Source organism: Pantoea sp. Ep11b (assembly GCF_040783975.1).
In the GTDB taxonomy this organism is placed as follows: domain Bacteria; phylum Pseudomonadota; class Gammaproteobacteria; order Enterobacterales; family Enterobacteriaceae; genus Pantoea.
Map to the genome: position 1 here is coordinate 2,601,764 of NZ_CP160631.1, position 18,441 is coordinate 2,620,204.

Sequence of the window (18,441 nt, forward strand, 5' to 3'; positions counted from 1 at the left end):
AAGTTTTCCAGTCAGTTAATCCGTGTATTTAAAATGTGATATCGTCCAGTCTGACTCACGCACGACGACTTCGAGTGTGTATTGTTTATACTCATATTCCATTGTTTGCTTATTAAAGCGTAGTTTAAACATTCTGGTCTCATATCTGAACATACCTTCACCTTTACGGGGATCTGCCATCCGCTTACCAAAACGAATCGCTCTTTCCTGAATCTGCAAGGGGACATACCGACTGGGTTCAAGCATATGTCTTGCTGCTGTTTCGGTCATTTTCAGGTTGCGCGCATGCAGCCCGATTTTAAGCCGCCCTCGCAAAAGAGATATGGTCCCTTGACTGATTCTGGCTGTAATAGCCGTGCGCGCGCCTGACTCAAACAAAACTCGACCAGTGCGAAGAATACGGAAAACACCAAACGCAAATAATGCAATATCAGTGGGATCAATCAGTGGTGTTTCAAGCGGCACTTCTTCCAGCCTGACAAAATGTCCCTGCACATCGTAAATCTGCCATAAGCCCGGAGCCTGTGCCACCGTGTAACCGATACACATACCGCTGGTTTCATCAGTTACGGGCTTTGCATTTCGGGGTAAGTGGCTGGGGCGAAGCTCAAAAAATTCCCCCTGAGGCAATCTTGATTCAAAGGTGTAATACCGCCCTGGTTCCTGTCTTTCTGTCATCCCTGAAATCATTCTCGTTCCCTCTTTTTCTTCGTTGTGACTGTTTTATAGTGCCACAGCAATATAAAACGATCATTAGCCGGTAATTGTCCGGCCAGCCATAAGCCCCCATCAGATGCAGCGCTAAACCCGACCTGACACCCTGCGCACACCCTCAAAACGAAGTACTTATCATCAACATGCAGGCCGCTGTCGGCAAGACAGGCAAAAAAGGTTGGCTCGTCAATGTGCTACAGGTCATTGCTGACCAGTCAAAGCCTGTAACCCTCGTCGTGCGCGTTGCTGAAGGTACCGACGAAGCCGAAACAACATCAAATCAATCAAAACCCAGATGAGCCATGTACTGCACCATAGCTTTGCCAGTCACTTTATGATGGCCGATGGAAATATCATTGTGCTGCAGCGTATTCTCGGGCATTTCAATATCAGGGGGACAATGGGTTATGCGCACTTCGCACCTGACCATCCTGAAGATGCAATTCGCTGGCATTGATGGCGAAGAAAAATGGCGACAAAGTGGCGGCACAGAGTCCAGCAGAGTAGAACAGAAAGTAACAGGGTGGCATTTAACGCTGTGATTTTAATATAAGATTTTTTTTAAATGCCAGCCAAAAAAAGACCGAATACGATTCCTATATTCGGTCCAGGGAAATGGCTCTCAGGGAGCCGTGCGCTAAAAGTTGGCATTTATGAAGGCGGTGACGCCTTGCCATTTAAGGTTAGATCAGCGCGGGGGAAATGCCAGTAAGCGGAGGGCAAGAGGCCATAAACCGGACCAGTTTGTGATCGCAACGGCAAAAAAGATCAGGCGCAGCGGGCTGCCGCACCCGATGGGCCTATTTACCGCACAGTGCCTGGGTGCGCTCGATAATCGGCTGCAGACTCATCATCTGGCCCGGATGCGCTTTATCTTCGCTCTGAATCACGCTGATTGGCTGCGCTTTCACCTGTTTGTTCTTAAACAGCTGGTCTGCGATGTCGTTCAGCGGATATTGCATCAGGGTGCTCGGATTGATGGCAAACAGCGCCCCATCTTTCTCGCAGGTCAGCATCACCTCTTCACGATTGAAGGGCCACTTCTCCTTGCCAATCTCAAAGCGGCTGACGGTAATGATTTGTGCCGCCAGCGCCTGGCCGCAGAGGGATAACAACAGGATTGCGGGGACCACTTTCTTCAGCAACATAACGACCCTTTTCTCTCTTAACAATTTCAGGCTGGCGACAGCGTGGCAAAAACGCTGACCAGCCCAACCACTCCGCACGCCAGCAGCAGTTCAAGCTGCGTCATGCGAATAAATTTCTGCTGCGTTCCGCTGCCCGCCAGACGAAAGCGCGGAACCAGCCAGTAACGGTTAAACAGCGCCACGCCGACCATCAGGGCAACCAGCAATACTTTGCACAGCAGCAATTCAATATAGCGCGAATCCTGCCAGGTCAGCGGCCAGCCCGCGATCATCAGGCTATTGATGACGCCGCTCAGCAACGTCAGTGCCACCGCCAGATGCCCGTAGCGTGAAAACCGCATCATGGTGCGGATAGCATCGGTGCGGCGATCGATGTGACGCGCCTCACCCATCAGCAGCAACAGGGGCAGTAATCCCCCCGCCCAGAATGCGGACGCTATCAGATGCAGCGCATGGTTGAACGGCTGCAGCACGCCGGGCCAGCCATCGCGCATCGCGGCGTGCCCAATCAAGGCCATCGCAACCAGTTGCAGCACGCCCGCCAGCAAGAGCAGTTGAGAGCGAATGCTGCCGGTCACGAACAGTGCGCCAGCGGCCAGCAGGCTGAACAGGATCTCGCCCTGCCAGACTCTACCAAAATGGGTGCCGAGCACCGCCAGCCAGATATCGGCGTCAGCCAGATGTGTACTGTCACCGCTCATCAGCACATTCTGACAGGCCAGCATCGCCAGCGCGCTGACCAGCGCCAGCCAGACACTTCCTCTTATCAGCGGAAAGAGTCGCTGCGCCAGTTGCGGGCGATAACGCCGGGGTGCCAGCAGCGCGCAGTAACAGGCGCTGCCCGTCAGCAGCATCACGGCGGCGAAGTGCAACGCCCGCAATACTATCCAGAGGGTAGTCACCGGCCTTACTTCACGCTGAAGCGATAGCGTCCTGCCGTTTTATGCCCATCGACCGACAGAACATGCCAGTTAACCTGGTAATCTCCCGCCTTCAGCGGCTGCGGCAGCCCGACAATCAGCTGCTTTTTCTGGTCAGCGGCCACGCGGGCTTTATCGGTGGCAACGGGCTTCTGATGGCTGTCCAGCAGCGTCACGCCACTAAAGGCCGCTTCGATATCTTCGCTGAAATTCAGCGTCAGGGTATCGGGGGAGGATGACACCTGCGCGTTGTCAGCAGGGACTGAGGAGCGAAGATGCGCGTGGGCCGCGGCCAGCGAGCTGAATGCCATTGCACCGGCGGCCATCAGTACCGTAACCACCCGGGAAATACGTATTTTCTGCATAAGATCATCCTTTTAACCGCTGCCAGGGCGACAAACAGTGCAAAAGGATACGCTGCTCTATTTGCACTGTCGAGGCCAGCGATGCGATCCTTAATCCTTGATTCAGACCGGCGAAAACATTACTTTTGCCCGCTATATCCAGGAGAAAATTATGAGCCATAACCTTGCCCGACTGCCCCAGGAAGAGAAAGACAAAATCAATGTCGATTTGGCGGCCGCGGGCGTGGCGTTTAAAGAGCGCTATAACATGCCGGTGGTTGCCGAAATGGTTGCGCAGGAGCAGCCCGAAGCACTGCGCGACTGGTTCCGTCAGCGCCTGATGCACTATCGCCAGGCGTCACTCAGCCTGTCGCGCCTGCCTTATGAACCGAAGATGAAATCATGATGTTTCGCGTTATCGATACCGAAACCTGCGGCCTGCAGGGCGGTGTGGTCGAAGTCGCCTCTGTGGATGTGGTGGACGGACAGATTGTTAATCCCATGAGCGATCTTATCCTGCCCGACCGTCCGATCAGCCGGCAGGCGATGGCGGTGCATCGCATTACCGAAGCGATGGTGGCCGGTAAACCGACCATCGAAGAGGCGATCCCACGCTATTACGGCAGTGCTTTTTATGTGGCGCATAACGCCAGCTTTGACCGCCGGATGCTGCCGGAGATGTTCGGTGAATGGATCTGCACGATGCAGCTGGCGCGTCAGCTCTGGCCGGGCATTAAATATGGCAACCAGGCGCTGCGCCATTCGCTGAAGCTGGATGTGACGCCCCCTGCCGATCTGCATGCCCACCGCGCACTCTATGACTGCTATGTCACGGCGGCGCTGCTGATCCGCATCATGGAGACCTCGGGCTGGAGCGCGTCGGAAATGATTGTCCGTTCACAACCGGCAGCCCAGCGCGACGACATCCTGCCGTTCGGCAAATATCGCGGACAGGCAATCGCGGTGATTGCCCGCAAGGATCCGGGCTACCTGAAGTGGGTGCTGGATAATGTCACCGATCTGCGCCCGCCATTGCGACAGGCGCTACGAAAATACCTGACCGAGCCTCAGTAATCCTGGGCTGGCGGCAACGTGCCCTGCGCCAGCCCCAGCAGGAAGGTATATTCCATCGCAATCCCCTCGTAAGCTTTGTAGCGTCCCGACTTACCGCCGTGCCCGGCATCCATGTCGGTGCAGAGCAGCAGCAGGTTATTGTCGGTTTTCAGCGACCTCAGCTTCGCCACCCATTTCGCTGGCTCCCAGTACTGCACCTGCGAATCGTGCAGTCCGGTGGTGACCAGCAGATGCGGATAGGCTTTCGCCTCCACGTTGTCATAAGGGCTGTACTGACGGATGTAGCGGTAGTACGCCGGATCGTTGGGATTCCCCCACTCGTCATACTCGCCGGTCGTCAGCGGGATCGACTCATCGAGCATTGTCGTGACCACATCCACAAACGGCACCTGCGCCACGACCCCGTGAAACTGCTGGGGTGCAAGGTTAATCACCGCGCCCATCAACAGGCCGCCCGCGCTGCCGCCCATCGCATAGAGCCGTTCAGGATGGCCGAAGCCGCGCGCCACCAGCGCCTCTGTCACCTCAATAAAATCGGTGAAGCTGTTCATTTTGTTGAGCAGGCGGCCACCGTCATACCACTGCTGCCCCAGCTCGCCGCCGCCACGCACCTGGATAAGCGCATAGACAAAGCCGCGATCCAGCAGGCTCAGGCGGCTGACGCTGAAATCGGCGTCCATGCTGCTGCCGTAGGCACCGTAGCCATAGACCAGCATCGGGTTCTGTCCCGGCTGATAATGTTTACGGTGATAGACCAGCGACACCGGGACTTCAGTGCCGTCGCTGACTTTGATCCAGTGATGTTCGCTTTTGTAATCGTCTGCGTTAAAACCTTTTACCGCGCTCTGTTTCAGGATGCGCCGTTCGCCGGTGTCCATATCCAGCTCGAACAGCGTGGTCGGCGTCGTCATGGATGAGTAGCCGTAGCGCAGTTTGCTGGTGCGCGGCGAGGGGTTGTAGGCCAGCCAGGTGACATAGGTCGGATCGTCAAAGGCGATGCCGCTGGTTTCGCCGCTGGCCCAGTTGATCTGCCGCAGGCTGGTTAAGCCACGCTGACGCTCCTCCACCACCAGCCAGTCGCGGAACAGCTGAAAATCTTCCATTACCACCGATTCCCGCGCCGGGATCAGCGTCTCCCAGCGCGACTCATCCAGATAACGGCTGCGGTAGAGCCCGAAGTTTTTGCCTTCCCGGTTAGAGCGAATAAAAAACTGGTGATCGTAATGGTCGATGCTGTACTCATGACCGCGACGGCGTGGCAGAAAGACATGCGGCAGCGCATCGGGAAAGTTCGCGTCAATCAGCTGAATTTCGCTGGTGTTGGTGCTGTAGAGCGCGATCAGGATGAACTGCTTGGAGGTGCTCTTATGCACGCTGAGATGATAGGTATCATCCTGCTCTTCATAGACCAGCTGGTCATCCGACTGCGGCGTGCCCAGTTCATGACGCCAGACCTGATAGGAGAGCAGGGTCTGCGGATGCTTGCGCACATAGTAGACGGTGCGCGAATCGTTACCCCAGGCAAAGCTGGAAGAGGCGTTGCTCAGCACCTCAGGATACCAGCTGCCACTCTCCAGATTGCGGAAGCGGATGCCGTACTGACGTCGCGACAGAAAGTCTTCCGCCAGCGCCATCAGACGATTGTCCGGGCTGATATGCAGCGCGCCCATGGTGTAGAACTCGCTGTGCGAGGCTCGCTGGTTGGCGTCCAGCAGCAGGCTCCACTCCCCGGATTCGTCGCTCGCGGCGGGCTGACGGTAATAGGCCGGATATTCGTTACCGCTCTGATAGCGGCTCTGATAGCGGTAGCCATTTTTTACATAAGGCACCGAGTGATCTTCCGGGGGCAGCCGATCGATGATCTCTTTTAATACCCGATCCTGCAGCGGCTGCTGCGACGACATGATCTGTTTGCCGTAATTGTTCTCGGCGCGCAGGTAATCAAGGACTTCGCTGTTTTCACGTTTGTCGTCGCGCAGCCAGTAGTAGTTATCAATGCGCGTCTCGCCGTGCAGCGTCATCTCATGAGGAATTTTTTTTGCGATGGGAGCTTTCATCCATCTCTCTCCGTGAACGTCATGATCTTTAAGCGTAACACTTCAGCAGCCGGAAGCCAGAGGCGGGATAGCAGGGTTACGCTGGCGGGGGCGATAGCCTGCCCCGCCAGCGGTTGGTCAGCGGAAATTAACCGGCGGGGAGTCGGGCTTTCTCTTCATTGAGATCCTGCTGAATGCCGTCGCGGACATCCTGCGGGATTTTCAGGGCGTCGCCCAGCGCAGAGAGATAGCTGCGCTCCATAAAGTGATCGATGTCGATAGCTGCACAGCTCAGGAAATAGAGCTCCAGCGCCTCCTCCTCATTTCTGACATCGGCGGCCAGCCACTGCGGGTCGAGCGGGCGGTTCATCGCCCTCTGGATCAGCTGTTCCGCCTCCTGACCGTAGCCGGACTGATGAATATTCTGTTCGATGGCGGCGCGCTCCTGATCGTCAATGTGCCCGTCGCTTTTGGCGGCAAACACCAGCGCCGTGACCAGGCGTTCAGCTCGTTTATCGATCGGCGTCTGCGCCACCCCAAAGTCAGGTTCGTTCTGGTGCGCTTCGCTGACCCGCTGCTTATATTTGCTCCACAGCACTGCGCCTGCGGCGGCCCCACCGCCAATTATCAGGGCTTTGCCACCATATTTCGTCAGCAGCTTTCGCGACGATTTACTGGCGACCAGCATCCCGGCCAGACCGCCCAGCGCACCGGGCGCGAGCATATCGCTTAAGCTGCCGCCCGCTTTACCCTCGCCCTTTTTTGCCAGCACGGACTGAATCTGTTGCAACCAGTTAGTCATCATCCACTCCTTTTACAGTGTCAGCCTGCTATCCTGGCGAAACGGATGTCAGGAAACGTCAGAGCGGGAAAAGTAAGGCAAACGGCAGGGTGACCAGGCCGAAGGATGAGAACGCAAACGTTTTCGTTTATACTGCGGCCGAATTCTGACTGCTTAGGTGAATGTATGACAACTCTCGGAACCGCGCTGCGCCCGGCAGCGACGCGCGTGATGTTATTAGGTTCAGGTGAACTGGGAAAAGAGGTGGCGCTGGAGTGTCAGCGTCTGGGGGTAGAGGTGATCGCGGTGGATCGTTACGCCGATGCGCCAGCGATGCACGTCGCGCATCGCAGCTATGTGATCAATATGCTCGATGGCGCAGCCCTGGCCGCGCTGATTGCAGAAGAGAAACCTGACTTTGTCGTACCGGAAATCGAGGCGATCGCCACCGATATGCTGGTTGAGCTTGAGCAGCAGGGTCAGCGCGTCGTGCCGACCGCCCGTGCCGCCCGGCTGACGATGAATCGCGAGGGCATCCGTCGTCTGGCCGCCGAAGAGTTATCCCTGCCGACCTCCCGCTACTGCTTTGCCGACAGCAAGGCGAGCTTCGATGACGCCGCCGCCGGAATCGGCTTCCCCTGTATCGTGAAGCCGGTCATGAGTTCATCCGGAAAAGGCCAGAGCTTTATCCGCGACGCCAGCCAGCTTGATCAGGCGTGGGAGTATGCGCAACAGGGTGGCCGCGCCGGTGCCGGTCGCGTCATCGTCGAAGGCGTGGTGAATTTCGACTTTGAGATCACCCTGCTGACCATCAGCGCGGTTGACGGCATTCATTTCTGTGCGCCGATTGGTCACCGTCAGGAGGATGGCGACTATCGCGAATCCTGGCAGCCGCAGCAGATGAGCGATGTGGCGCTGCAGCGGGCGCAGGATGTGGCCGCGCAGGTGGTGAAGGCGCTGGGCGGCTATGGCCTGTTTGGCGTTGAGCTGTTCGTCTGCGGTGATGAGGTGGTCTTCAGCGAAGTGTCGCCACGTCCTCACGACACCGGAATGGTGACGCTGATTTCGCAGGATCTGTCAGAGTTTGCGCTCCACGTCCGGGCATTTCTCGGTCTGCCGATTGGCGGGATCCGCCAGTATGGTCCGTCCGCGTCCGCCGTGATCCTGCCGCAGCTGACCAGCCAGAACGTACAGTTTGTGAATGTGGAAGCGGCGCTGGGCGCGGGTCTGCAACTGCGCCTGTTCGGTAAGCCGGAGATCAGCGGGCAGCGTCGTCTGGGCGTTGCGCTGGCCAGCGGTGACAGCACCACTCAGGCGATTGCGCGTGCGGTTGCCAGCGCAGCGGCGGTCACCGTTCAGGGGTAACGGTGTGCGGTGAGCCGAAGCTCACCGCCATCACTTACTTCGCGCCCTCGACCGCTTCGCGGGCCAGGCGGGTGATGCGATCCCAGTCGCCCGCTTCCAGCGCGTCGTTTGGCACCAGCCAGGAGCCGCCGATACACAGTACGCTTTTCAGCGCCAGATAGTCGCGGTAGTTCGCAGGCGAGATACCGCCGGTCGGGCAGAAACGCACCTGCGGGAAAGGTCCGCCAATCGCCTGCAGCGCCTTCACCCCGCCATTCGCTTCCGCCGGGAAAAACTTGAACTCGCGCAGACCGTAATCCATGCCGGTCATTAATTCAGAGACGGTGCTGATCCCCGGGATCAGGGGAACCGGTCCCTCGACGGCGGCTTTCAGTAACGATTCGGTCACGCCAGGGCTGATGACAAACTGTGCACCCGCGTCGGTAACTTCCTGCAGCTGCTGCGGGTTGATGACCGTGCCCGCGCCCACGATCGCCTCCGGCACCTCTTTGATCATCGCACGTAAGGCATCCATGGCGACGGGCGTGCGCAGCGTGACTTCCAGCACTTTAACGCCGCCCGCCACCAGCGCCTTCGCCATCGGCACCGCATGTTCCAGTTTATTGACAACGATGACCGGCACCACAGGTCCGGTGGTCAGAATCTGTTCAGCACTCATTTTCCAGTTTTTCATCAGTTCCCCTTGCTTGATAACACCGGGATTGCGGCCCGGTCATGGAGCATCCGCTCCTGCCCTGTAAGTTGCGTCACTACCATACATGATCCCCTTCCTGAGCGTCTATCATCCTGCCGCCATTTTGAAACAGCAGTTCACTTTTCTCTCTCCGGCGGGCTGACGCAGGGCGAAAAAAAAGCCCGCGTTGCGGGCTTCATCATGACGTGGGTTATTCAAACTCGTTCCACGAGCGACCATCGCGGGTGATCATCGCGACCGAGGCCACCGGGCCCCAGGTGCCCGCCTGATACGGTTTGGAGGAGTCGCCATCGGCAGCCCAGGCGTTGATAATGGAATCCACATAGGTCCATGCGGCTTCCACCTCATCACGGCGGACGAACAGCGCCTGAATACCCCGCATACTCTCCAGCAACAGACGCTCGTAGGCATCAGCCAGATGTGACTGGTTAAAGGTCTCGGAGTAGCTCAGGTCCAGCTTGGTGGTCTGCAGTTTGTGCTTATGATCCAGACCCGGCACTTTGTTCAGGATTTCGATATCCACCCCTTCATCCGGCTGCAGACGGATCGTCAGCTTGTTCTGCGGCAGCTCAGAGTAGGAATCCTTGAACAGGTTCATCTCCGGGTTTTTGAAGTACACCACGACTTCGGAGCATTTGGTCGGCAGACGCTTACCGGTACGCAGGTAGAAGGGTACGCCCGCCCAGCGCCAGTTGTCGATATCCACCCGAATCGCCACAAAGGTCTCCGTTGAGCTGGACTTATTGGCCCCCTCTTCTTCCAGGTAGCCCGGCACTTTTTTACCCTGCACGAAGCCCGCGGTGTACTGACCACGAACGGTTTTCTCGCGCACGTTGGTCTGGTCGATACGGCGCAGCGAGCGCAGCACTTTGACTTTCTCGTCACGGATGCTGTCGGCGCTGAGATCGGACGGTGGTGACATGGCGATCATGGTCAGGATCTGCAGCAGGTGGTTCTGGATCATGTCGCGCATCTGACCCGCTTTGTCGAAGTAACCCCAGCGGCCTTCGATCCCCACCTCTTCTGCCACGGTGATCTGCACATGGTCGATGGTGCGGTTATCCCAGTTGTTGACGAAGATAGAGTTAGCAAAGCGCAGCGCCAGCAGGTTCAGCACGGTCTCTTTGCCAAGATAGTGGTCGATACGGAACACCTGGCTCTCATCAAAATATTCGCCAACGCTGTCGTTGATCTCCTGCGACGTTTCCAGTGAGGTGCCCAGCGGCTTCTCCATGACCACACGCGCCGGCTTCGCATTCAGCTTCGCGGTGCCCAGCCCCTGACAGATCGCGCCAAAGGTGCTTGGCGGCATCGCAAAGTAGTTAATGGTGGTGCGGTTCTTCTGGTCCAGCATCTTGCCCAGTTTCGGGAAGTGCGTGGTGTCGTTGACATCGAGGTTGCAGAAGTCGAGACGATTGCTGAGTTTGTCCCACAGCGCTTCGTCAATCTTCTCCTTCATGAAGGTTTCCAGTGCTTCACGTACCACTTTGGTGTATTCCGCTTTGTCCCACTCAGCACGGCCCACCCCAATGATGCGGGTTTCAGCGTGGATCTGACCCGCTTTCTCTAACTGATACAGTGAAGGCAACAGTTTACGGCGTGCAAGATCGCCTTTGGCACCGAAAATCACCAGATCGCATGCCTGGGCTGTTTGTGTTACCGCCATTTTCCTCTCCTCATTGCAGGATAGTCCGGTGGGGATGCATCCTCTGCCACCGGGTCCAGGTTATTATTTTACTGAGCACACTCTACTTTTTTCCCCGCGCCAGGTAAACCGACTCGCCGGGTCAACCGCATTAACTCTGTACCGGATAAGCGCAGTGCGTGTGATGACCCGTGCGGATGGCCGTTTTTTTCTGTTTCTGCTGGTGTCAGGAAATCTGACGCGGGTCAAAGTATCTCAAATCAGCAGCCAATCGGCTTGTCCGCCGTTGCGCTTGCCGGGTGCTGACGCGATATAGTCTCTGTTATTCCGCAGCGACGACAGTGATAATTGAAATTGATAAAAGTGATGATGGTCATTGCCTTATGAATATGCTGGAAAAGATTGAGGCGCAGTTCGCTGCGCTGAGCAAAGCGGAACAGAAAGTCGCCCGGCAGATTCTGGCCGCGCCACAGGCAGCGATGCACTCCAGCATTGCGACGCTGGCGCGGGAAGCCTGCGTCAGCGAACCCAGCGTGAATCGCTTCTGCCATCGGCTGGGCGCACGCGGCTTTCCCGACTTCAAACTGCATCTGGCGCAGAGCCTGGTAACAGGCAGCAGCTGGGTCAGCCGGGGCGTGGCAGACGATGATGACGCAGAGAGCTATAGCCACAAAATCTTCGACTCGGCGCTGGCCGGGCTGCAGCAGGTGCGGGATCAGCTGAACAGCGTCCATCTGCAGCAGGCGGTCACCCGGCTGGCGCAGGCCGACAAACTCGCCTTTTTTGGTCTGGGTGCTTCCGGCGTGGTGGCGCATGACGCTTTTACAAAGTTTCTGCGCTTTAATCTGCCGGTCATCTGGTCGGACGATATTGTGATCCAGCGCATGAGTTGCATAAATAGTCGAGCCGGTGACGTTTTTGTTCTCATTTCGCATACTGGGCGCACAAAAAATATGATAGAACTGGCTCGCCTGGCCCGTGTAAACGGTTCCACCGTTATTGCCATCACCTCTCCCGATTCACCCCTGGCCCGTGAAGCAGCGATCGCTTTAGTGCTTGATGTACCGGAAGATACTGATGTCTATTTGCCGATGGTATCGCGCCTGGCCCAGCTGACCGTGATCGATGTTCTGGCGACCGGTTATACCCTGGAACGGGGAGCGCCCTTCCGGGAAAACCTGAAACGCGTGAAAGAAGCGTTGAAAGCGTCGCGTTACGAAAAGCCCACACTGCGGGAAGAGGATGAGCAGCAAAAAAATTAACATCACATTTACAATGTGAGTCGTATCACAACCCGTCGATCATATAGAATAGATAACCATGTTGTGTCCTCTCACCGGGACACGCTTAAATGTTTACGGAGTCCTCGATGTCAAGACGTCTCAGAAGAACCAAAATCGTTACAACCCTCGGCCCGGCAACCGATCGTGATAATAACCTCGAAAAAATCATCGCAGCTGGCGCGAACGTTGTACGACTCAACTTCTCTCACGGCACACCGGAAGATCATCAGCTACGTGCCGATAAAGTGCGCGAGATCGCCGCAAAACTGGGGCGCCATGTCGCCATCCTCGGTGACCTGCAGGGCCCGAAAATCCGCGTGTCGACCTTTAAAGAAGGCAAAGTTTTCCTGAATATCGGCGACCGTTTCCTGCTGGATGCCAGCCTGGGTAAAGGCGAAGGTGATAAAGAGCGCGTCGGTATCGACTATAAAGGGCTGCCGGAAGATGTGGTGCCGGGCGATATCCTGCTGCTGGATGATGGCCGCGTGCAGCTGAAAGTGCTGGAAGTTCAGCAGATGAAGGTTTTCACCGAAGTGACCGTAGGTGGCCCGCTGTCGAACAACAAAGGCATTAACAAGCTGGGCGGCGGTCTGTCGGCGGAAGCGCTGACTGAGAAAGATAAGGCGGATATCATCACCGCTGCGAAGATTCAGGTCGATTATCTGGCCGTCTCCTTCCCACGCTGTGGCGAAGATATGAACCTGGCACGCCGCCTGGCGCGCGAAGCGGGCTGTGACGCGAAGCTGGTCGCTAAAGTGGAACGTGCCGAAGCGGTCGCGACGCAGGAAGCGATGGATGACATCATTCTGGCCTCCGACGTGGTGATGGTGGCGCGTGGCGATCTGGGCGTTGAAATTGGCGATCCGGAACTGGTCGGCATCCAGAAAGCGCTGATCCGCCGCGCCCGTCAGCTCAACCGCACCATCATTACTGCTACCCAGATGATGGAGTCGATGATCACCAATCCGATGCCTACCCGTGCCGAAGTAATGGACGTGGCGAACGCCGTGCTGGATGGCACGGACGCGGTCATGCTCTCCGCGGAAACCGCAGCGGGCCAGTATCCGGCGGAAACCGTCTCGGCGATGGCGAAGGTTTGCCTGGGCGCAGAGAAGATCCCCAGCGTTAACGTCTCCAAGCACCGTCTGGATGTACAGTTCGACAACATCGAAGAGGCGATCGCGATGTCCTCGATGTACGCCGCGAACCATCTGCAGGGCGTCACAGCGATCATCACCATGACCGAGTCGGGCCGTACCCCGCTGATGACCTCACGCATCACATCGGGCCTGCCGATTTTTGCCATGTCACGCCATGAGCGCACGCTGAACCTGACCGCGCTCTACCGTGGCGTTACGCCGGTCTTCTTCGACAGCAACAACGATGGTGTCGCAGCGGCCCACGATGCGGTTAACCTGCTGCGCGACAAGGGCTTCCTGGTGTCCGGTGATCTGGTCATCGTGACGCAGGGTGATGTGATGGGTGCGACCGGCACCACCAACACGTCGCGTGTACTGCGAGTGGATTAATTGAGCCCGGGTTGACAGTGTCAGTGTAGAATCAATAACGCGACTGCCTGGCAGTCGCGTTTTCTTTTCTGACAAGGAGGCCAGATGGCCCGTTTTCACCCCATCAGCCAGCTTACCGGCCGAATTTTGCTCTTCCCTCTGGCGTTAGTGCTGTTCGAATTTGCCACCTATATTGCGCATGACATGATCCAGCCGGGTATGCTGATCGTCACCCGCGAATTTTCCGTCGGCCCGGAATGGGTCTCTACCTCCCTGACCGCCTATCTGATTGGCGGCGTGGTGCTGCAATGGCTGCTCGGCCCCCTCTCTGATAAATATGGCCGTCGTCCGGTGATGCTCTCCGGCATCCTCTTCTTTGCCGTTGCCTGCATCCTGACCCATTGGGTCAGCTCGATTGAAGAGTTTGTCACTCTGCGCTTTATTCAGGGCATCAGCCTCTGCTTTATCGGCGCGGTGGGTTATGCGGCGATTCAGGAGGCATTTGATGAGGCACTCGCGGTGCGCATGATGGCGCTGATGGCCAACGTCGCGCTGCTGGCTCCGCTGGCTGGCCCGCTGGCCGGTGCCGCCTGGCTCACCCTGGGCAGCTGGCGCAGCATGTTCTGGCTGTTTGCCGCCTGCAGCGTGGTGGCGTTTGTGGTGCTCTGGCGCGTGATGCCGGAAACCGCCGGCGACCGCAGTCACTCTATCGCCCTGCCCAATCTGGCACGTAACTATGGGCGGCTGATGAAAGATCGGCTGGTGATGTCCGGCTCCTTTGCCATCGGGCTGGTATTTATTCCGATCCTGACCTGGGTGGCGCTTTCCCCGGTCATCCTGATGCATGACGAGGGATTATCCCGCATGCAGTATGCTCTGCTGCAGCTGCCGGTATTTATGGCGATGATTGCGGGCAACCTGACGCTGAGTAAGCTGGCGGGTCGGGTGCCGATTGAGCGGCCGGTGATCTTCGCCGCCTGGCCGATTCTGATCGGCCTCACACTGGCGCTGGTGGCGAGCCTGCTCAACAGCCACGCCTGGCTGCTGGTGACGGCCGGGCTGAGCCTCTACGCCTTTGGCGCGGGGATGGTCAACGCCGGGCTCTATCGCCTGACACTCTACGCCAGTCAGGAAGGTAAAGGCAGCGTGGCGGCAATGCTGGGGATGATCAGTATTCTGACGCTGGCGGTGGGGATTGAACTGGCAAAGAGCGGTTACTTCAGCGGCGGTATGCTGTGGTTCTGCCTGATTAACTTTATCAGCGGCGTGCTCTGGTTCGGGCTGGTGAAGCTGTTTATGCGCGAGCGTAAACGCCGCAGCACGCTGGAGGCGTTGTAACACTGCGCACAGCGTGGTGTGACGGGCGTAGAGGACGGGAGGCCAGGGAGACAGCGTCAGCTCCGTGGCCGGCACGCTCTCCTGTTCTCTGCGTTTCTGGTTGTTCGCCGGACGCGGTCGACTGAGCGAGAATAAAAAAGGCCGCTTATGCGGCCTTTCTGCTATTTGCGCGGATAGAGCTCTTTGCGCGAATAGGGTTCGATATCACCCTCTTTGCGGGTCTTGAGCAGCTTCAGTATCCAGGTGTACTGCTCGGGATGCGGACGGACAAACACCTCCACTTCCTCATTCATCCGGCGCGCCAGCTGGCGATCGTCGGCTTCCAGCAGGTCATCCATCGGCGGACGCACATAGATCTCAAGTTTATGTGTTTCGCTGTTATAGACCGGGAACAGCGGCACCACGCGGGCGCGGCACACCTTCATCAGTCGGCCGACTGCAGGCAGCGTCGCTTTGTAGGTCGCGAAGAAATCGACAAACTCGCTGTGCTCTGCGCCGTGGTCCTGATCGGGCAGATAGTAGCCCCAGTAGCCCTGCCGAACCGAGCTGATGAAAGGTTTAATCCCGTCATTACGGGCATGCATCCGGCCGCCAAAGCGACGACGCGCGGTGTTCCAGGCGTAGTCCAGCAGCGGGTCACTCTGATTGTGGAACATCGCGGCCATTTTCTGGCCTTCTGACGCCAGCAGCATGGCGGGAATATCCACCGCCCAGCCGTGTGGCACCAGGAAAATCACATTCTGCTGGTCGGCCTTCATCTGATCGATGATCTCGCGGCCGTGCCACTCCACCCGCTCACGGATGCGCGCCGGATCGCGCAGAACCAGCTCGGTCATCATGGTCATCGCCTGCGGCGCGGTCGCAAACATCTCATCGACCACCGTGGCACGCTGCGCCTCGCTGAGTTCCGGCAGACAGTAATAGAGGTTAATCAGCGCACGGCGACGTGCCCCTTTTGCCAGCTTACCGGCAAAGCGGCCTAAACGGCCCAGCAGCGGATCACGTACTTTTGGCGGCAGATAAGCCAGTCCGGCCAGCGCACCAATTGCCAGCCAGCTGCCCCAGTATTTAGGTTTCAGAAAAGAACGTTCAAAAACGGGAATAAATTCAATGTTATTTTTTTTACGGGTTTCCATGCACTCGCCTCAAGCAATGAGCGGCTAATGATAGTGACCACCTGAAAATTTGCAATCATCCTGCGCCAGATAGCAAAAAACCGACGGTAAACCGTCGGTTTTCTGGCGAGCTGACGAATCTGCTTACTTCAGGCCGAGCTGAGGCAGCCAGGATTTCACCTGGGCCAGATAATCGCTGCGCGCTTTGCCCGTCAGACCTTCCATACGTGGAAGTTTAGCTGTTAACGGGTTCACCGCCTGATTATTGATCCAGATTTCAAAATGTAGGTGCGGCCCGGTTGAGCGTCCGGTGTTTCCTGACAGACCAATTCGGTCGCCACGCTTCACCTTCTGGCCAGGCTTCACCAGCACTTTCTTCATATGCATATAGCGCGTCATGTACTGACGGCCATGACGAATCGCCACGTAGTTGCCGGCAGCACCGCCATTTTTCGCCACGACGATCTCGCCATCCCCCACGGCCAGTACCGGCGTGCCGATTGGCAGGGCAAAGTCGACGCCTTTGTGTGGCGCAATACGCCCGGTGACCGGATTAAGACGACGCGGATTAAAGTTCGATGAAACCCGATACTGCTTCACGGTCGGGAAACGCATAAAGCCACGCGCCAGACCGGAACCGCTGCGGTCGTAGAACTTGCCATCTTCGGCACGGAAGGCGTAGTAGTCTTTACCACCGCTGCGCAGGCGGACGCCCAGCAACTGGCTCTGCGCACTCTTTCCATCCAGCATTTCGCGTGACATCAGTACGCTGAACTGGTCGCCTGCACGGAGCTTACGGAAATCCATCTGCCACTGCAGCGCCTTAATGACACTGCTGGCTTCGGCACCTGTCAGCCCGGCACGCTGCGCGCTGGCCGCGAAACTGCCACGCACTTCGCCCTGCATCACGCTGTTACGCCACTCACCCTTCTGCATCTCGGCGCTCATCGTAAAGCCGCCTTTCGGGTTGCGCTCATAAGTGCGGGTTTCGCGGCGGGAGATCTCCCAGCTCAGGGTTTTCAGGCCGCCATCATCATCCAGCGTCCAGCTCAGTTGCTGACCGACCTGCAGATTACGCAGATCGCGATCGCTCACCACCAGCGCATTAATGTCGCCAATGTCGATGCCATACTGATTCAGGGCACTGCTGAGCGTGTCACCGGAGGAGACGGTATAGTCGTGGACGCCTGCGGTGTCCGGCACGTCGGTGTCGACATCATCTGCTGGCAACTCTTCGTCCGGTTCCGGTGTGCTCTGATCGATTGGCTCACTGGCTTCCGGCAGCAGCGTACGAAGTTCGTTTTTATCCAGGTCGATGGTTTTGACGACAGGCGCCACGTCATCGGTGGGATGGTAAACATAAGGCCGCCAGACAGCGACGGCCAGAGTAACAACGGTTAATGAACCCAGCATAACGCGGTGGGGGCGCGGCAAATTGTTAAATGCGAGGGCGACAGAGCGGGCTATCTGCTGCACTTTTACCTATTCCTCATGCTCCTTTCAGGCAGCTTTCATACTGGCTCGACAGTTGTGAGAGGAATTTCACATAGCTGTCTTTGGCTAAGCTGATGTCTGTGCCCAGGGGGTCGAGCGTGCCTTTACGCACCTGCGTTCCGCGGGCAACAGCATCGATGACTGCTGGCCTGAATTGTGGCTCAGCAAAGACGCAGACCGCCTTTTGCTCAACCAACTGTGTTCGTATCTGGTGTAAACGCTGAGCGCCCGGTTGAATTTCAGGATTTACGGTAAAGTGCCCGGCAGGCGAGAGACCGTACTGTTTTTCAAAATATGTGTAAGCGTCGTGAAAAACGAAATATCCTTTATTTTTAACCGGAGCGAGTTGTGCGCTGACGCGTTTGTTCGTGTCTGCCAACGCTACCTCAAACTGCTGGAGGTTGGCGTCAAGTTTGGCTTTATCTTGCGGCATAAGTTCCAATAATTTTCCATGGATTGCAACCGCAGTCTTACGCGCAATCTCTGGCGACAACCACAGGTGCATATTAAACTCGCCATGATGATGGTGATGAGCCTCAGCCGCCTGTTCTTCAGATTTTTCCGCTGCGTGCTCATCTTCATCTTCACCGCCGCTAATCAATAACGGTTTTACGCCGTCGATGTTCACCATGGCGAGATTTTTCTGTGCCGGCAGTTCGGCCACCGATTTGGCCATAAAGGCTTCCATTTCCGGCCCGACCCAGACGACTAAGTCTGCGTTTTTTAAGCGTTTTGCATCAGAGGGACGCAGGGAGTAGTCATGCTCAGAGGCCCCGTCCGGCAGCAGCACTTCGACCGGCGTTACCCCGTCCGCAATGGCGGAAGCGATGAAGCCGACCGGTTTGATGGATGCCACCACGGCAGAGTGTGCGGGAAGGCTTAACAAAGCGGTAACGGATAAAGCCGATAAGGCGAAAATTGCGCCCTTTTTATTATGTAACATATTGCGTCATTCCATCGTGACCATGAAGTGGAATGTGAT

At 57.1% G+C, this 18,441-nt stretch carries 17 protein-coding genes and 2 pseudogenes; 8 read left to right on the forward strand and 11 right to left on the reverse strand.

Annotated features, from left to right (window positions below):
• Positions 1 to 15 precede the first annotated feature (15 nt).
• Positions 16 to 690, reverse strand: a complete 675-nt coding sequence (locus AB1748_RS12335; protein ID WP_367395554.1) for a hypothetical protein — start codon at positions 688 to 690, stop codon at positions 16 to 18.
• Between the two features lie 152 nt (positions 691 to 842).
• Here AB1748_RS12335 and AB1748_RS12340 point away from each other — a divergent pair.
• Positions 843 to 995: pseudogene (locus AB1748_RS12340) on the forward strand (phage tail protein); the annotation flags it as partial.
• Between the two features lie 11 nt (positions 996 to 1,006).
• Positions 1,007 to 1,221, forward strand: a pseudogene (locus AB1748_RS12345) (hypothetical protein); the annotation flags it as partial.
• 293 nt (positions 1,222 to 1,514) lie between these two features.
• Here the strand turns inward: AB1748_RS12345 and AB1748_RS12350 are convergent.
• Genes AB1748_RS12350 through copC form a run of 3 tightly spaced genes read right to left on the reverse strand, consistent with a single transcriptional unit; the run spans position 1,515 to position 3,147 of the window.
• A complete protein-coding gene (locus AB1748_RS12350) occupies positions 1,515 to 1,862 on the reverse strand; it encodes a YebY family protein (protein WP_111138829.1) in 348 nt (115 codons plus the stop codon).
• Between the two features lie 26 nt (positions 1,863 to 1,888).
• Positions 1,889 to 2,764 (reverse strand): copper homeostasis membrane protein CopD, encoded by an 876-nt coding sequence (copD, locus tag AB1748_RS12355; RefSeq protein ID WP_293771284.1) that lies wholly within the window; start codon positions 2,762 to 2,764, stop codon positions 1,889 to 1,891.
• 5 nt (positions 2,765 to 2,769) lie between these two features.
• Positions 2,770 to 3,147, reverse strand: a complete 378-nt coding sequence (copC, locus tag AB1748_RS12360; protein ID WP_367395555.1) for a copper homeostasis periplasmic binding protein CopC — start codon at positions 3,145 to 3,147, stop codon at positions 2,770 to 2,772.
• A gap of 151 nt (positions 3,148 to 3,298) precedes the next feature.
• Between copC and AB1748_RS12365 the strand changes: the two genes are divergently transcribed.
• Entirely contained in the window at positions 3,299 to 3,532 is a 234-nt protein-coding gene (locus AB1748_RS12365; RefSeq protein ID WP_111139805.1) for a DNA polymerase III subunit theta, read from the forward strand.
• Positions 3,529 to 4,200 (forward strand): exodeoxyribonuclease X, encoded by a 672-nt coding sequence (exoX, locus tag AB1748_RS12370; protein WP_199560001.1) that lies wholly within the window; start codon positions 3,529 to 3,531, stop codon positions 4,198 to 4,200. Before AB1748_RS12365 ends, exoX begins: the two co-directional genes overlap by 4 nt.
• On the opposite strand, the gene AB1748_RS12375 is transcribed toward exoX, so the two are convergent.
• Together AB1748_RS12375 and AB1748_RS12380 are read right to left on the reverse strand one after the other, a co-directional pair.
• Positions 4,194 to 6,257 carry a prolyl oligopeptidase family serine peptidase gene (locus tag AB1748_RS12375; RefSeq protein ID WP_367395556.1) on the reverse strand — a complete coding sequence of 688 codons (2,064 nt, stop codon included), beginning with the start codon at positions 6,255 to 6,257 and terminating at the stop codon, positions 4,194 to 4,196. The two genes, exoX and AB1748_RS12375, sit on opposite strands and share 7 nt — an antisense overlap.
• A 127-nt stretch (positions 6,258 to 6,384) precedes the next feature.
• Positions 6,385 to 7,038 carry a tellurite resistance TerB family protein gene (locus AB1748_RS12380; RefSeq protein ID WP_111139772.1) on the reverse strand — a complete coding sequence of 218 codons (654 nt, stop codon included), beginning with the start codon at positions 7,036 to 7,038 and terminating at the stop codon, positions 6,385 to 6,387.
• A gap of 165 nt (positions 7,039 to 7,203) precedes the next feature.
• On the opposite strand from AB1748_RS12380, the gene purT reads away from it, so the two are divergent.
• Positions 7,204 to 8,382 (forward strand): formate-dependent phosphoribosylglycinamide formyltransferase, encoded by a 1,179-nt coding sequence (gene purT / locus AB1748_RS12385; protein ID WP_293771295.1) that lies wholly within the window; start codon positions 7,204 to 7,206, stop codon positions 8,380 to 8,382.
• Between the two features lie 34 nt (positions 8,383 to 8,416).
• Here the strand turns inward: purT and AB1748_RS12390 are convergent, their stop codons facing one another.
• On the reverse strand, positions 8,417 to 9,055 hold the full coding sequence (locus tag AB1748_RS12390) for a bifunctional 4-hydroxy-2-oxoglutarate aldolase/2-dehydro-3-deoxy-phosphogluconate aldolase (RefSeq protein ID WP_111139773.1): 639 nt from the start codon (positions 9,053 to 9,055) through the stop codon (positions 8,417 to 8,419).
• A 211-nt stretch (positions 9,056 to 9,266) separates the two neighbouring features.
• The gene (gene zwf, locus AB1748_RS12395) at positions 9,267 to 10,742 is read right to left on the reverse strand and encodes a glucose-6-phosphate dehydrogenase (protein WP_111139774.1); all 1,476 of its coding nucleotides are present in this window, start codon (positions 10,740 to 10,742) and stop codon (positions 9,267 to 9,269) included.
• Positions 10,743 to 11,104: 362 nt separating this feature from the next.
• Between zwf and hexR the strand changes: the two genes are divergently transcribed.
• The 3 genes from hexR (at position 11,105) to AB1748_RS12410 (ending at position 14,850) form a co-directional block, all read left to right on the forward strand.
• Entirely contained in the window at positions 11,105 to 11,983 is an 879-nt protein-coding gene (hexR, locus tag AB1748_RS12400) for a transcriptional regulator HexR (RefSeq protein WP_293771301.1), read from the forward strand.
• Between the two features lie 107 nt (positions 11,984 to 12,090).
• The gene (gene pyk, locus AB1748_RS12405; RefSeq protein WP_111139775.1) at positions 12,091 to 13,533 is read left to right on the forward strand and encodes a pyruvate kinase; all 1,443 of its coding nucleotides are present in this window, start codon (positions 12,091 to 12,093) and stop codon (positions 13,531 to 13,533) included.
• Positions 13,534 to 13,617: 84 nt separating this feature from the next.
• On the forward strand, positions 13,618 to 14,850 hold the full coding sequence (locus AB1748_RS12410) for an MFS transporter (protein WP_111139776.1): 1,233 nt from the start codon (positions 13,618 to 13,620) through the stop codon (positions 14,848 to 14,850).
• A gap of 161 nt (positions 14,851 to 15,011) precedes the next feature.
• Here the strand turns inward: AB1748_RS12410 and lpxM are convergent, their stop codons facing one another.
• The 3 genes from lpxM to znuA form a co-directional block, all read right to left on the reverse strand.
• Complete coding sequence (lpxM, locus tag AB1748_RS12415; protein ID WP_111139777.1) at positions 15,012 to 15,986, reverse strand: lauroyl-Kdo(2)-lipid IV(A) myristoyltransferase; 975 nt, start codon at positions 15,984 to 15,986, stop codon at positions 15,012 to 15,014.
• A 123-nt stretch (positions 15,987 to 16,109) separates the two neighbouring features.
• Positions 16,110 to 17,441 (reverse strand): murein DD-endopeptidase MepM, encoded by a 1,332-nt coding sequence (gene mepM / locus AB1748_RS12420; RefSeq protein ID WP_111139778.1) that lies wholly within the window; start codon positions 17,439 to 17,441, stop codon positions 16,110 to 16,112.
• Between the two features lie 13 nt (positions 17,442 to 17,454).
• Complete coding sequence (gene znuA, locus AB1748_RS12425) at positions 17,455 to 18,402, reverse strand: zinc ABC transporter substrate-binding protein ZnuA (RefSeq protein WP_111139779.1); 948 nt, start codon at positions 18,400 to 18,402, stop codon at positions 17,455 to 17,457.
• Between the last annotated feature and the right edge of the window lie 39 nt (positions 18,403 to 18,441).